The following is a 14,276-nucleotide window of genomic DNA, read 5'->3' as shown; positions in this document are numbered from 1 at the left end:
CGCTGTGAACGACGAATCCTTCCTGTCGCGCTGGTCGCGCCGTAAGACGGCGCAACGGCGCGGAGAGCCTGAACCGGAGGAGGCCCCGCCCGCCGAGGTGGTGCCTGCGCCGGCCGTTGCACACGAACCGGTGCTGGCCGAGCCTGCGCCCGACGCGCCGCCCCTGACGCTTGAAGACGCCGCCGCGCTGACGCCGGCCGACGATTTCGCACCCTTTGTTGCACGCGGTGTGGACGAAGCCGTCAAGCGTGCCGCGCTCAAGAAGCTCTTCGCCGATCCGCACTTCAACGTGATGGATGGGCTCGACACCTACATCGACGACTATTCTCAGCCCGATCCGATTCCGCCTGAGATGTTGCGCGAGCTGCGCCACACGGCGGAGCTGCGGTTGTTCGAGCCCCTGGATGAGGATGTGAGTCCGCCGACAGGAATCGAGCCTGTATCGGATGCTGCACCCACCCTGACAGGCGAGACGCCGCCCGAACCCGTCGAGGCGCCCGTCGCTGACGACCCCGCCCAGGCAAGCCCGCATGGCAGCGCTAAGCCACCGTCCGTAGAATAAAAAAGAGGACCGTGCGGCAGAGACCGCGCGGCCATGTCCCCATAGCCCGCGCGTCAGACGCGGGCACATACGCACAATTTCATGCCAACGCTGGTCTGCAGTTGCAATCACACCATGCCGCTCGACGCCGATACGGTGAGCGATGCCCTGCGCGCGTCCGACGCCGCCATCGATGCGCCTGGCAAGACGCACCACCTGTTGTGCCGCCGCGAGATCGGCGCCTTCACGCAGGCGCTGGACGGCACCGAAGACGTGATCGTCGCGTGCACACAAGAGAAGGCGCTGTTTGCTGAAGTGGCTGCGCAGCACGAAGGTGTGACCGCGCCGATCCATTTCGTGAACGTGCGCGAAACGGGCGGGTGGTCGGCAGGGGCGAAACGCGATGCGCGTGGCTTCCATGCGAAGACGGCAGCGCTGCTGGCGGTGGCTGGGTTGCCCGCGCCAGACCCGGTGCCTGTGGTCGACTACCGCTCCGAGGGCAACCTGTTGATCGTCGGCCCCGCCGAACGGGTCATGCCCTGGGCCGAGCGTTTGGCTGATCAGTTGAGCGTGACGGTGCTGGCTATCGGGCGCGATCGATCTGCCGGCGCGCTCTCGCCGCCGATGGAGCGCCGCTGGCCTATCCACGCCGGCGAACAAGTGGAGGTCAGGGGTTGGCTTGGCGCGTTCGAGGTGCAGTGGCGTAACCGCAATCCGATCGATCTGGATCGCTGCACGCACTGCAACGCTTGCATCGACGTGTGTCCGGAAAATGCGATCGACGCGCTCTACCAGATTGATCTCGATCTGTGCCGGGACCACCGTGATTGCGTCAGGGCCTGTGGTGAGGCCATGGCGATCGACTTTGGCCGCGTGGACGCACCGCAAACACTGTCCGGCCAGTTCGACCTGATCTTCGACCTAAACGATGCGCCGGCCTTTGCCCAGCATCAGCCGCCGCAAGGCTACTTCCACGCCGGTGCCGATGCGGGGCGCCAGTTGGCCGCCTCACTCGCGTTGCTGCAGAGGGTGGGCGAGTTTGAGAAACCCAGGTTCTTCCAGTACAAGGAATCGATCTGCGCGCACGGGCGCAACGGCCAAGTCGGCTGCGATGCGTGCGTGCAGGTGTGCTCCGCATCGGCGATCTCGTCGCAATGGAAGGATGGGCGCGGTAGCGTGCACGTTACGCCCAACCTGTGCGTCGGCTGCGGTGCCTGCACGACGGCGTGCCCGACCGGCGCCATCACCTATGCGTACCCGAGCACGCCATACCAAGGGCGCAAGCTCAAGACGCTGCTGAACACCTACGCAGCGGCGGGCGGGCGCGATGCGGTGGTCCTGCTGCACAACGGTGAGCGGGGCCGCGCGTTGATCGAACACCTCGGCCGCGCCGCACGGACCGGCAAGGCACAGGGCGTGCCTGTGAATGTGCTCCCGGTCGAAGTGTTTCACGCCGCGTCGACGGGGCTGGAGGTGTGGCTCTCGGCGCTTGCCTATGGCGCCGCACGTATCGCCATTCTGCTAACCGAAGACGATGCGCCGCAGTACAGGGCGATGCTCGCAGAGCAGATCGCAGTGGCGCAGGCTGTGCTGCAAGGCCTGGGCGAGCGAGCCGATGCATCGAGCGTTGTGCTGATTGATGTTGCCGATCCGGCTACGCTCGATGCACGCTTGAATGCAGCTGACGTATCCGGCCCGCTGTGTGGATTGCGGCGTGACATGCCCGCCGCGACATTCGCCGTGGCTGCCGCCAAGCGCGAGACGCTCGATTTCGCGCTCGACCATCTTGCCCGCCACGCCAAGGCCACCGAGGCCGTGATCCCGCTACCGGCCGGCGCACCGTTTGGCGCCATCACCGTGGACCGCGAGCGCTGCACGCTGTGCATGGCCTGCGTGGGAGCCTGCCCATCGCAGGCGTTACGCGATCAGGCCGAGCGCCCCGTGCTGGCGATGATCGAGCGCAACTGCGTCCAGTGCGGCCTGTGCGAGACCACGTGCCCCGAAGACGCCATTGCGCTTGTGCCGCGCCTGAACCTGTCGGCTGTGGCGCGCCAGCCCGTCACGCTGAACGAGACGCAGCCGTTCCACTGTGTCCGCTGCGGCAAGCCGTTCGGCACGGCGCAGATGGTCACCACGATGCTGGCCAAGCTCGGTGCGCATCCGGCGTTTTCTGGTGCCGCTGCCGAGCGCCTGAAGATGTGTGGCGACTGCCGTGTGATCGATATGATGGAGCGCGGCGAACGTCCGGGCACCACCCACTGAAGAACGAATTTACGTTTCCGTTTCCCATGACCGACGCCCAGCCCCTGCAATTCCAACGCGCCGCCACACCCGCCGACAGTGCGGAGGATCTCGCCCGTGCAGATCTCTACGGTTTGCTGGCGACGCTGTTCTTCCATGCGCCGGACGCCGATTTGCTGCAACGGATTGCGGCAGCGCCATTGGAGCCTGCCAGCGAGAGTGACGCCGACCCGGCTGATGCGCAAGCCGCCGCCAGCAGCGCGCTCACGCAGGCCTGGCGCCATCTTGTCGCGCGCGCCGGCCAGACCACCGCGGCGCAGGCTGATGACGAATACACCGAGCTGTTCATCGGTGTCGGCAAACCTGAGGTGTTCCTGTACGGCTCCTACTATCAGGCTGGCTTCCTCAACGAGAAACCGCTGGTGGTGTTACGCGACGACCTGCGCCGCTACGGCCTGGAGCGCGCCGAAGGCATCACCGAAACCGAAGACCACCTCGCCACGCTGTGCGAAGTCATGCGCTACCTGATTGCCGGCGACGACGAGGCCATCGCCCATGTGGAAGAACAGCGCGCCTTCTTCCTGCGACATCTGGCGTCATGGGTCGACACCGCTTGCGATGCTGTATTGCAGCATCCGCGTGCCCGCTTTTATGCCGACGCGGCGGGTTTGGCCAAAGCGTTTTTTGAAGTCGAGCGGCTCGCGCTCGAATTGGCGTGACTGCACGCCGGATACTTGCCTAAGAAATCAGCACGCCGCCAAGAGCAAGGCCCCGCCCATGTCATGGCGGGGTGCGTCAATTTGTGCTGATTGCGAAAAATTATCGCCAAATCGTCAGAAAACTTAGCCGGTAAGCGTGTCAGGCATGGTTTTCCCCGACAGTTGCTTCTAAAATATGTCGGATAATTCCTATTAGATTCGATCATCGGTTTCACAAAACCGGGGAGCATCGAGATGCCAGGTCCGAACACTGTCCCTCACGTCCGTCCGCAAGCAGATTCAGCGGAGTCCGCAGACAACGCGCCGACACGCCGCCGTTTTCTGATGGGCGCCGCCGTCGCGGCTGCTGCTGCCGGCACCGCCGCCACGGCAAACCATCTGGCGCAAACGCCAATCGCCTCGGCCACGCCGCAGCCCGAACCCGTTGACGATGGCGCGACGGGCTACCGCCTGAGCGAGCACATCCGCAAGTACTACAAGACAACGTGGATCTGACGCGGGCGCATTCGCACCCGCTTGCCCCACTGTTGTCATCGCACGCACCCCACATCTTCAGGTGACCCCTATGCTTCTGACCCGCAAACCGGCGGTACAGGACACCAAAACCGCCTCGGCACGTCGTCAGGGCACAGCATCGTTGGCCGGCAGTCTGGCACGCAGCTTGGCCGGCGCGCTGCCGACCATGGACCGCCGCACCTTCCTCAAGCGCTCCGGCATTGGTGTTGGCGCGGGGTTGGCGGCCACGCAACTCTCGCTGGTGAAGAAATCGGTGGTGGGCGAGGCTCAGGCCGCCGACGGCAAGGGCGACATCGTTGTGCGTCGTACCGTGTGCTCGCACTGCTCGGTCGGCTGCTCGGTGGATGCTGTGGTGCAGAACGGCGTATGGGTGCGTCAGGAGCCGGTGTTCGACTCGCCGATCAACCTGGGCGCGCACTGCGCCAAGGGCGCGGCCCTGCGCGAGCACGGCCACGGCGAATACCGCCTCAAGACGCCGATGAAGCTCGTCGATGGCCGTTACCAGCGCATCAGCTGGGAGCAGGCGTTGAACGAGATCGTCGCCAAGATGCAGACGATCCGCCAGGAAACCGGGCCGGATTCGTTCTTCTTCGTAGGGTCGTCCAAACACAGCAACGAGCAGGCGTACCTGTTGCGCAAGTGGGTGTCGTTCTTCGGCACCAACAATTGCGACCACCAGGCGCGCATCTGCCACAGCACCACCGTGGCCGGCGTGGCCAACACCTGGGGCTACGGCGCGATGACCAACTCGTACAACGACATGCAGAACGCCAAGTGCGCGTTGTACATCGGCTCCAACGCGGCCGAGGCGCACCCGGTGTCGATGCTGCATCTGCTGCATGCCAAGGAAACCGGCTGCAAGGTCATCGTGGTCGACCCGCGCTACACGCGCACGGCGGCCAAGTCTGACGAGTACGTGCGCATCCGCTCGGGCACCGACATCGCGTTCCTGTTCGGCGTGCTGTATCACATCTTCAAGAACGGCTGGGAAGACAAGCAGTACATCCACGACCGCGTCTACGGCATGGACAAGGTGCGCGAAGAGGTGTTCGCCAAGTGGACGCCGGACAAGGTGGAAGAGGTATGCGGTGTGCCCGAAGCGCAGGTGTTCAAAGTCGCGCAGATGATGGCGATGAACCGTCCGAGCACGCTGGTGTGGTGCATGGGCCAGACGCAGCACACCATCGGCAATGCCATCGTGCGTGCGTCGTGCCTGGTGCAACTGGCGCTGGGTAACATCGGCAAGTCGGGCGGCGGCGCCAATATCTTCCGCGGCCATGACAACGTGCAGGGCGCCACCGACGTTGGTCCCAACCCGGATTCACTGCCGGGCTACTACGGCCTGGCCACCGGTGCGTGGAAGCACTTCGCCAAGGTGTGGGATGTCGACTACGACTGGATCAAGGGCCGCTTCGCCTCGCAGGCGATGATGGAGAAGTCCGGTACGACCGTCTCGCGCTGGGCCGATGCGGTGCTGGAGAAGAACGACCTGATCGACCAGGACAACAACGTTCGCGCCGTCTTCTACTGGGGCCATGCGCCCAACTCACAGACGCGCGGGATGGACATCAAGCGCGCGCTCGACAAGATCGATCTGTTGGTGGTGATCGATCCGTATCCGTCGGCCACGGCGGCAATGGCAAACATGCCTGCTGCGGACGGTACGGCACCGAACCCGAACCGGGCGGTGTATCTGCTGCCGGCGGCTACGCAGTTCGAAACGCGGGGTTCATGCACGGCCTCCAACCGCTCGCTGCAATGGCGCGAGCAGGTGATCGAGCCGCTGTTCGAGTCGCAGCCCGACCACGTCATCATGCAGGCCTTTGCGGATCGGCTCGGCTTCGGCAAGGAGCTGTCGAAGGGTTGCAAGATCACGGAATACAAGCGCGCCGGCATGACCTGGCGCGAGCCAGAGATCGAATCGATCCTGCGCGAGATCAACCGCGGCAACTGGACCATCGGCTACACCGGCCAGTCGCCGGAACGCTTGAAGGCCCACATGCGCAACATGCATCTGTTTGATGTGCGCACGCTGCGCTGCAAGGGCGGCAAAGACCCGGAAACCGGCTACGACCTCACCGGAGACTATTTCGGCCTGCCGTGGCCGTGCTACGGCACACCGGAACTCAAGCACCCCGGCTCGCCCAACCTGTACGACACGAGCAAGCACGTGATGGAAGGCGGCGGCAACTTCCGCGCCAACTTTGGCGTGGAACGCGACGGCGTCAACCTGCTGGCGGAGGATGGCTCGTGCTCGCTCGGCTCAGACCTGACCACCGGCTACCCCGAATTCGACCATGTCTTCCTCAAGAAGCTCGGCTGGTGGGATGACCTGACCGACGCCGAGAAGAAGGCTGCCGAAGGCAAGAATTGGAAGACCGACCTCTCCGGCGGTATCCAACGTGTGGTGATGAAGCATGGCTGCCACCCGTTCGGCAACGCCAAGGCGCGCGCCATCGTGTGGAACTTCCCGGATGCAATCCCGCAGCACCGCGAGCCGCTGTATTCCACGCGGCCCGACATGGTCGCCAAGTACCCGACGCACGACGACAAGAAAGCCTTCTGGCGCCTGCCCACGCTGTACAAGACAGTGCAGCAGCGCAATATCGAGAACAAGGTCTACGAGAAATTCCCGATCATCCTCACCTCCGGCCGCCTGGTGGAGTACGAGGGGGGCGGTGAAGAGACGCGCTCGAACCCGTGGCTGGCTGAGTTGCAGCAAGAGAACTTTGTCGAGATCAACCCGAAGGCTGCGGCCGACCGGGGCATCCGTCACAACGACTTTGTCTGGGTCAAGACGCCGACCGGCGCCCAGATCAAGGTGCGCGCGCTGGTGACGGAGCGTGTGGGCGTGGACCACGCCTTCATCCCGTTCCACTTCTCGGGCTGGTGGCAGGGCAAGGACCTGCTTAACTACTACCCCGAAGGCGCCCACCCGATCGTGCGCGGCGAGGCCGTCAACACGGCCACCACGTATGGTTACGACTCGGTGACGATGATGCAGGAAACGAAAACGACGGTCTGCCAGATCGAGCGGTTCGCATAAGGACGGGGAGATCAACATGGCACGCATGAAATTCATCTGTGACAGCGAGCGCTGCATCGAATGCAACGCCTGCGCCACGGCCTGCAAGAACGAACACGAGGTGCCTTGGGGCGTGAATCGGCGCCGCGTGGTCACCATCAATGACGGCATGATCGGAGCGGAAAAATCCATCTCCGTGGCGTGCATGCATTGCTCTGACGCACCCTGCATGGCGGTCTGCCCGGTCGATTGCTTCTACCGCACCGAAGATGGTGTGGTGCTGCACGACAAGGACGTCTGTATCGGCTGCGGTTACTGCTCGTACGCGTGTCCGTTTGGCGCGCCGCAGTTCCCCAGCCAAGGCACCTTCGGCGTGCGTGGGAAGATGGACAAGTGCACGTTCTGCTCGGGCGGCCCCGAAAAGAACGGTAGCGAAGAAGAATTTGAAAAGTACGGCCGCAATCGCCTGGCCGAGGGCAAGCTGCCGCTGTGCGCGGAAATGTGCTCGACCAAGGCGCTGCTCGGCGGCGACGGCGACGTGATTTCCGACATCCTGCGTAACCGTGTGATGAAGCGCGGCAAGGGCGCAGATTTGTTCGGGTGGGGTACGGCCTATGGTGGCGCGGGCGGCGCGCAGGGCAAGGGCGGCCAGACAGCTCCGGCTACCCCGCCTGCGCCCGCCGCACCGGGCAAGCCGGAAACGCCCGTCTCAGGAGCGTATTGATCATGAAGCCGACCTGGATTGCGCTGGCACTGGTCAGCTTGGCCGCACTGCTGGCCGGCTGCGGCGAGCGCGCGCAGACCGCCTTCGCCTCGCATCGCAAGGACGACGCCCCTGCCTACACGGGCGCCCCCGGCGATCCGTTCATGGCCAAGAACTGGACGCCCGGCGACCGTACGAGCTGGGAGAACCAGATCCGCGCCCGGGGCCAATACCAGAACGAGTACAACAAGACGCCATGACGCGCGCAAGCGGAGGTCCGTCCATGGGCACTTCTTGGAAACATTGGGTGATGACGCTGCTGCTCGGCGGCGCGGCGATGCTCGCCAGCGCGCAGCAGCCGGCCAGTGCGCCAGCCGCTGCGAATGCACCAGTCAACCCGGCTGTACAGCCGGCGCAGCCGTTCTCCAACATCGTTTCGGAGAACGTGTTTGATGTGCACAAGCGTGATCTGGCCAAGGAAGCGCAGGACCAGGCTGCGCGTCGCACCACGCAGCCCGGCAACAACGCGCCGGTCTGGCGCGAAGTCAATTCCGACCAGGCGCATTACGCCAGCATCCCCGGTCTGGAAGCCGGCGTGCTGATCCAGCGCACGGGGCAAAAATGGCGCCTGTTCCGCAACGGCGTCATCACCGTGTGGGGCGGCTGGCTCGTGGTGCTTGTGCCATTGGTCATCCTCGGTTTCTTCCTGTGGAAGGGGGCGATCCGTCTGAAGGAAAAGCCGACCGGCCGGAAGATCGAGCGCTTTACGCCCACCGAGCGCTACGTGCACTGGACCATGGCGATCTCCTTCGTCACGTTGGGCGTGTCTGGCATTGTCATGCTGTGGGGCAAGCATTTCCTGCTGCCGATCCTGGGCCACCAGTTGTTCGGCTGGCTGACGTACGTGCTGAAAAACCTGCACAACCTGATCGGGCCGCTGTTCACGGTCAGCATCATCGTGGCCTTTGTGATGTGGGTGCGGGACAACCTGCCGCGCGGGATCGATCTGCAGTGGATACTGAAGGCCGGCGGTCTGTTTGGCGGCGGTCATGAGCCACCGTCGCATCGCTTCAACGCTGGCGAGAAGCTCTGGTTCTGGGGCGGTCTTGTCCTGTTTGGGCTGATCCTGTCGGCTTCGGGCTGGATGCTGGATCGCATCGTCCCGGGCGTGGACTATTACCGCAGCACGATGCAGCTGGCCGAGATCATCCATGCCATCGCGGCGGTGGGCATGATCTGCATGTCGCTGGGCCATATCTACATGGGCACGATCGGCATGGAGGGTGCGTACCGCGCCATGCGTGATGGCTATGTCGACGAAGCCTGGGCCAAGGAGCACCACGAACTCTGGTACGACGACATCAAGGCCGGCAAGATTCCCGCGCAGCGCTCGCAACCGCCTGCGCCGTCGGCACCGAGCGAGCAGCCTGCCAAACCGTGATACCGCTGACCGCCATCGACTCAAGGAATTTCACCATGCATGCTTTCACGATGACGCGCGCCATGGGGTTGACGCTGGCTGCTGCTGTGTTGGGCTTGGCTGGCACGCAGGCCGCAGCTAAGTTGCCAGCGCCAACCGAAGAACAGAAGGCCAAGGCCGAAGTGGACAAAGCCAAGGCGGCCTGGAGCGACAAGGTCGCCGCGTTTCAATTGTGCAAAGCACAAGATAAGGCTGCGATGGCTTACCAGGCCAGCGGCAAGGGCGCGCATACACAGCCGGGCACGCCGTGCGCCGACCCAGGGCCCTTTGTTCCACCGACGCCGGCTGCGGCCGCGCCAGCAGCATCGGCGCCTGTTGCCAAAGGTTGAAGCGCCGCCCATGTTGCGAGTTCATCATCCGGCAGTACAATCGTCCGCTCGCAAGTGAACCCTGACTGGAGGTGACGCATGAAGCAATTCGCGATTGGACTCGCCGTGATCGGCCTGATGGCTGGCTGCGCATCGAATACGGGCTCGACGGCCAAGGCGGCTGATTCGGCCATGGCGGCCTCGGCCGTGCTGGCGCCCAAGAGCGGCAGCACCGTGCAGGGCAGCGTGAAGCTGGTGCAGCAAGGCGACAATCGGGTTGCCATGGCTGTGGATATTTCCGGCTTGCCGGCCAACGGCATGTTCGGTTTCCACGTGCACGAGAAGGGTGACTGCTCCTCGGCTGATGGCATGAGCGCGGGCGGGCACTTCAACCCGACCGGCCAGCAACATGGCAACCCGGTCAGCGGCCCGCACCATGCTGGCGACATCCCGATGCTGCAATCCGATGCCAACGGCAAGGCCGTCGGCTCGATCACGCTGTCAGGCGTCACGCTCACGCCCGGCCCGACCAGCCTGGTCGGCCACGCGCTGATCGTTCACGCTGGCAAGGATGACTATGTAACCCAACCCACCGGCAATTCCGGCGGGCGCATCGCCTGCGGCGTGATCGTGGCCAATTGACCTAAGCCCGCACGCGGCGCCCGCTTGAGAAAGGGGGCGCCAACCGCATGCCTATGCGCACGCTTGCCGTGCGCTTTTTTTTTCGGGCACGCTTGCCGTGCGCATGTTTGTTTGAACGAAGATCTGATGCCGCTGCGCCCCGAACTGACCAACGCTTCCGTTCCATTGCTCGACGAAGTCGAAGTGCTCGACGAGCTGGGCCGCGCACGCGCGGTATACATCCCCGGAGAACGCCCGCTGACGGTCTATCTGGACAAGCGCGAACTCGTCACGCTGATGACGCTGGGCGGCGCGCCCGAAGCACTCGTGCTCGGCTACCTGCGCAACCAGCGCCTCATCGGCAGCATCGAAGAGATTGCTTCGGTGCAGGTCGATTGGGAAACCGAATCAGCCGCCGTCACCACCCGCGCAGGTATTGCCGACCTGGACGAGAAGACCGCCCGCCGCACCGTCACCACCGGCTGCGGGCAGGGCACCGTGTTCGGCTCGCTGATGGACGAGATCGACACCATCCACCTGCCGCCCGAGGCGCGCATCACGCAAACCACGCTGTACCGCGTGGTCGACACCATCCGCCTGCAGCAGTCGATCTATAAGCAGGCGGGCTCGGTGCACGGCTGTGCGCTGTTCGATGCGAGCGGCGAACTGCTGATCTTCATTGAAGACGTCGGCCGCCACAACGCCGTGGACGCCATTGCCGGCCGCATGTGGCTGGAAGGCATGGACGGCAGCGACAAGATCTTCTACACCACTGGGCGCCTGACTTCCGAGATGGTCATCAAGGGCGCGCAGATGGGCATTCCGTTCCTGCTCACGCGCTCGGGCGTCACGCAGATGGGGCACCAGATGGCTCAACGGGTCAACCTGACCCTGTTTGCGCGGTGCACTGGCCGGCACTTCCTGCTCTATGCCGGCCGCGACCGGTTCGTGGCTGAGCCGGAAATGGCCAAGGTGGTCGGCCCGCGTGGTGAACTGCCGCAGGCTGTGGGCTCAGGCAGCTGATCGGGCCGATAAAGCCCAGGCAAGTCTGCGCCCGGTGCGGGGTTTTCCGTCACAGGTTTGGGAGTACAATCCGCGTTCCAAACGGGGATCACCCCGCCGGGCCCGGCCACCGGCGTGACCAAATGGGGACAGTTTTCGCACCGCGAAGCCTGCCCCCATTTGTTCATCCAAGGCATCCCATGAGCATCAAATCCGACAAGTGGATCCGCCGTATGGCCGAGCAGCACGGCATGATCGAGCCGTTCGAGCCTGGTCAGGTGCGCGAGTCTGAAGGCCGTCGCATCGTCTCCTACGGCACGTCGAGCTACGGCTACGACATTCGCTGCGCCGACGAATTCAAGATCTTCACCAACATCAACAGCACCATCGTCGATCCGAAGAACTTCGACGAGAAGTCGTTTGTCGATTTCAAGGGCGATGTGTGCATCATCCCGCCGAACTCGTTCGCGCTGGCCCGCACGATGGAGTACTTCCGCATCCCGCGCACGGTGCTGACCGTGTGTCTGGGCAAGAGCACGTACGCGCGCTGCGGGATCATCGTCAACGTCACGCCGTTCGAGCCCGAGTGGGAAGGCTACGTGACGCTCGAGTTCTCCAACACCACGCCGCTGCCTGCCAAGATCTACGCTGGCGAGGGCTGCGCGCAGGTGCTGTTCTTCGAGTCCGATGAGGAATGCGAAACCTCGTACAAGGATCGTGGTGGCAAGTATCAAGGCCAGCACGGTGTGACGCTGCCCAAGACCTAGTTTTTATCGTTGTCCGTTTCCGAGTTTCCGGAGCGGTGTCTTCCATTTCATCTTAAGGAACGCCGATGAAATTCCGCTTTCCCGTCATCATCATTGACGAGGACTTCCGCTCCGAGAACATCTCCGGATCGGGCATTCGCGCGCTGGCCGAGGCCATCGAGAACGAAGGCATGGAGGTCACGGGCCTCACCAGCTATGGTGACCTGACCTCGTTTGCGCAGCAGTCGAGCCGCGCGTCCACCTTCATCGTCTCGATCGACGACGACGAATTCATCAACCCGCACAACGACAAGCCGGAACCGGAAGCGGTCGAGAACCTGCGCGCATTCGTGGCCGAAGTGCGTCGCCGCAACGCGGACATCCCCATCTTCCTGTACGGTGAGACGCGCACCTCGCGCCACCTGCCGAACGACGTGCTGCGCGAGCTGCACGGCTTCATCCACATGTTCGAGGACACGCCCGAGTTCGTGGCCCGACACATCATCCGTGAAGCGCGCAACTACCTCGATTCATTGCCGCCGCCGTTCTTCAAGGCGCTGATCGACTACGCGCAGGACAGTTCGTATTCGTGGCACTGTCCGGGGCACTCGGGTGGTGTGGCGTTCCTGAAGAGCCCGGTGGGCCAGGTGTTCCACCAGTTCTTTGGCGAGAACATGCTGCGCGCCGACGTCTGCAACGCGGTGGAAGAACTCGGTCAACTGCTGGACCACACCGGTCCTGTAGCCGCATCCGAGCGCAACGCTGCACGCATCTTCGGCTCGGACCACATGTTCTTCGTGACCAACGGCACATCCACGTCGAACAAGATGGTGTGGCACGCCAACGTGGCGCCCGGCGACATCGTGGTGGTGGACCGCAACTGCCACAAGTCGATCCTGCACGCGATCATGATGACGGGCGCGATTCCCGTGTTCCTGATGCCGACGCGCAACCACTTCGGCATCATCGGCCCGATCCCGAAGAGCGAATTCGAGCCGGAGACGATCGCCAAGAAGATCGCCGATCACCCGTTTGCGAGCCAGGCCAAGAACAAGAAGCCGCGCATCCTGACCATCACGCAGGGCACGTACGACGGCGTGCTGTACAACGCCGAGATGATCAAGAACATGCTGTCGACCGAAATCGACACGCTGCACTTTGACGAAGCGTGGCTGCCGCACGCATCGTTCCATCCGTTCTACGAGAACATGCACGCCATCGGCCACGGCCGCGCGCGCAGCAAGGATGCGCTGGTGTTCGCCACGCAGAGCACGCACAAGCTGCTGGCCGGCCTGTCGCAGGCCTCGCAGATCCTTGTGCAGGATTCCGAGACGCGCAAGCTCGATACGTACCGCTTCAACGAGGCGTATCTGATGCACACGTCGACGAGCCCGCAGTACTCGATCATTGCCTCGTGCGACGTGGCAGCGGCAATGATGGAAGCCCCGGGCGGCACCGCGCTGGTGGAAGAAAGCATTGCCGAAGCCCTGGACTTCCGCCGCGCCATGCGCAAGGTGGAGCAGGAATACGTCGGCACGAACGGTGGCAGCGGACGCGGCGACGACTGGTGGTTCAAGGTCTGGGGCCCGAACGATCTGTCGGACGAAGGCATTGAAGAGCGCGAAGCGTGGATGCTCAAGGCCAACGAGCGCTGGCATGGCTTCGGCAACCTGGCCGAAGACTTCAACCTGCTCGACCCGATCAAGGCCACCATCATCACCCCGGGCCTGGACGTGGACGGCAAGTTCAGCGATTCGGGCATTCCGGCCGCTATCGTCACGCGCTATCTGGCCGAGCACGGCATCATCGTCGAGAAGACCGGTCTGTATTCGTTCTTCATCATGTTCACCATCGGCATCACCAAGGGCCGTTGGAACTCGCTGGTGACCGAGCTGCAGCAGTTCAAGGACGACTACGACAACAACCAGCCGTGCTGGCGCGTGTTGCCGGAGTTCGTGCGCCAGTTCCCGCAGTACGAGCGCATCGGCCTGCGTGAGCTGTGCGACAGCATCCACAGCGTCTACCAGGCCAACGACGTGGCCCGCGTGACGACCGAGATGTACCTGTCGAATATGGAACCGGCGATGAAGCCGTCCGACGCCTGGGCCATGATGGCGCACCGCGAAATCGAGCGGGTGGCCATCGACGATCTGGAGGGCCGCATCACCGCCATCCTGTTGACGCCGTATCCGCCGGGCATTCCGCTGCTGATTCCGGGCGAGCGCTTCAACAAGACGATCGTGCAGTACCTGCAGTTTGCGCGTGAGTTCAACAAGCTGTTCCCGGGCTTTGAGACGGATATCCACGGGCTGGTCGAGGAGGAGATCGACGGCAAGCTGGGCTACTTCGTCGACTGCGTGCGCTAAGTTTCGGT

13 protein-coding genes are annotated in these 14,276 nt (G+C 63.7%); all 13 read left to right on the top strand.

Annotated features, from left to right (window positions below; translation table 11 throughout):
• Positions 1 to 4: 4 nt before the first annotated feature.
• The gene (locus R2N11_RS01740; protein WP_316679895.1) at positions 5 to 562 is read left to right on the top strand and encodes a DUF3306 domain-containing protein; all 558 of its coding nucleotides are present in this window, start codon (positions 5 to 7) and stop codon (positions 560 to 562) included.
• A gap of 81 nt (positions 563 to 643) precedes the next feature.
• On the top strand, positions 644 to 2,803 hold the full coding sequence (locus R2N11_RS01735; protein WP_316679894.1) for a 4Fe-4S binding protein: 2,160 nt from the start codon (positions 644 to 646) through the stop codon (positions 2,801 to 2,803).
• 26 nt (positions 2,804 to 2,829) lie between these two features.
• Positions 2,830 to 3,501: a TorD/DmsD family molecular chaperone gene (locus tag R2N11_RS01730; protein WP_316679893.1), complete on the top strand. Its 672-nt coding sequence runs from the start codon at positions 2,830 to 2,832 to the stop codon at positions 3,499 to 3,501.
• 234 nt (positions 3,502 to 3,735) lie between these two features.
• A complete protein-coding gene (locus R2N11_RS01725; protein WP_316679892.1) occupies positions 3,736 to 3,996 on the top strand; it encodes a ubiquinol-cytochrome c reductase iron-sulfur subunit N-terminal domain-containing protein in 261 nt (86 codons plus the stop codon).
• Positions 3,997 to 4,066: 70 nt separating this feature from the next.
• On the top strand, positions 4,067 to 7,063 hold the full coding sequence (locus tag R2N11_RS01720; RefSeq protein WP_316679891.1) for a formate dehydrogenase subunit alpha: 2,997 nt from the start codon (positions 4,067 to 4,069) through the stop codon (positions 7,061 to 7,063).
• A 16-nt stretch (positions 7,064 to 7,079) separates the two neighbouring features.
• Complete coding sequence (gene fdh3B / locus R2N11_RS01715; RefSeq protein WP_199030026.1) at positions 7,080 to 7,766, top strand: formate dehydrogenase FDH3 subunit beta; 687 nt, start codon at positions 7,080 to 7,082, stop codon at positions 7,764 to 7,766.
• A gap of 2 nt (positions 7,767 to 7,768) precedes the next feature.
• A complete protein-coding gene (locus R2N11_RS01710) occupies positions 7,769 to 8,005 on the top strand; it encodes a hypothetical protein (protein WP_199030027.1) in 237 nt (78 codons plus the stop codon).
• Positions 8,006 to 8,028: 23 nt separating this feature from the next.
• Entirely contained in the window at positions 8,029 to 9,186 is a 1,158-nt protein-coding gene (locus tag R2N11_RS01705; RefSeq protein ID WP_199030028.1) for a formate dehydrogenase subunit gamma, read from the top strand.
• Between the two features lie 35 nt (positions 9,187 to 9,221).
• Entirely contained in the window at positions 9,222 to 9,554 is a 333-nt protein-coding gene (locus R2N11_RS01700; protein WP_199030029.1) for a hypothetical protein, read from the top strand.
• A gap of 78 nt (positions 9,555 to 9,632) precedes the next feature.
• Positions 9,633 to 10,175, top strand: coding sequence for a superoxide dismutase family protein (locus R2N11_RS01695; RefSeq protein ID WP_199030030.1), 543 nt, complete (start codon positions 9,633 to 9,635; stop codon positions 10,173 to 10,175).
• Between the two features lie 126 nt (positions 10,176 to 10,301).
• Positions 10,302 to 11,177 (top strand): formate dehydrogenase accessory sulfurtransferase FdhD, encoded by an 876-nt coding sequence (locus R2N11_RS01690; RefSeq protein ID WP_199030043.1) that lies wholly within the window; start codon positions 10,302 to 10,304, stop codon positions 11,175 to 11,177.
• A gap of 179 nt (positions 11,178 to 11,356) precedes the next feature.
• Positions 11,357 to 11,923 (top strand): dCTP deaminase, encoded by a 567-nt coding sequence (gene dcd / locus R2N11_RS01685; protein WP_012762552.1) that lies wholly within the window; start codon positions 11,357 to 11,359, stop codon positions 11,921 to 11,923.
• Positions 11,924 to 11,988: 65 nt separating this feature from the next.
• Positions 11,989 to 14,268, top strand: a complete 2,280-nt coding sequence (locus R2N11_RS01680) for an arginine/lysine/ornithine decarboxylase (protein WP_199030031.1) — start codon at positions 11,989 to 11,991, stop codon at positions 14,266 to 14,268.
• Positions 14,269 to 14,276: the final 8 nt, after the last annotated feature.

Origin of the sequence: Ralstonia flaminis (assembly GCF_958415495.1) — a bacterium.
GTDB lineage: Bacteria > Pseudomonadota > Gammaproteobacteria > Burkholderiales > Burkholderiaceae > Ralstonia > Ralstonia flaminis.
The sequence above is the reverse complement of the archived record's forward strand: the minus strand, read 5'-3'. Positions and strand labels throughout refer to the sequence as shown.

Coding starts and splice junctions, on each gene's coding strand:
- R2N11_RS01725 (WP_316679892.1), top strand. CDS start 3,736: ATGCCAGGTCCGAACACTGTCCCTCACGTCCGTCCGCAAGCAGATTCA.
- R2N11_RS01690 (WP_199030043.1), top strand. CDS start 10,302: ATGCCGCTGCGCCCCGAACTGACCAACGCTTCCGTTCCATTGCTCGAC.
- R2N11_RS01705 (WP_199030028.1), top strand. CDS start 8,029: ATGGGCACTTCTTGGAAACATTGGGTGATGACGCTGCTGCTCGGCGGC.
- R2N11_RS01720 (WP_316679891.1), top strand. CDS start 4,067: ATGCTTCTGACCCGCAAACCGGCGGTACAGGACACCAAAACCGCCTCG.
- R2N11_RS01730 (WP_316679893.1), top strand. CDS start 2,830: ATGACCGACGCCCAGCCCCTGCAATTCCAACGCGCCGCCACACCCGCC.
- R2N11_RS01710 (WP_199030027.1), top strand. CDS start 7,769: ATGAAGCCGACCTGGATTGCGCTGGCACTGGTCAGCTTGGCCGCACTG.
- R2N11_RS01735 (WP_316679894.1), top strand. CDS start 644: ATGCCAACGCTGGTCTGCAGTTGCAATCACACCATGCCGCTCGACGCC.
- dcd (WP_012762552.1), top strand. CDS start 11,357: ATGAGCATCAAATCCGACAAGTGGATCCGCCGTATGGCCGAGCAGCAC.
- R2N11_RS01700 (WP_199030029.1), top strand. CDS start 9,222: ATGCATGCTTTCACGATGACGCGCGCCATGGGGTTGACGCTGGCTGCT.
- R2N11_RS01680 (WP_199030031.1), top strand. CDS start 11,989: ATGAAATTCCGCTTTCCCGTCATCATCATTGACGAGGACTTCCGCTCC.
- R2N11_RS01695 (WP_199030030.1), top strand. CDS start 9,633: ATGAAGCAATTCGCGATTGGACTCGCCGTGATCGGCCTGATGGCTGGC.
- fdh3B (WP_199030026.1), top strand. CDS start 7,080: ATGGCACGCATGAAATTCATCTGTGACAGCGAGCGCTGCATCGAATGC.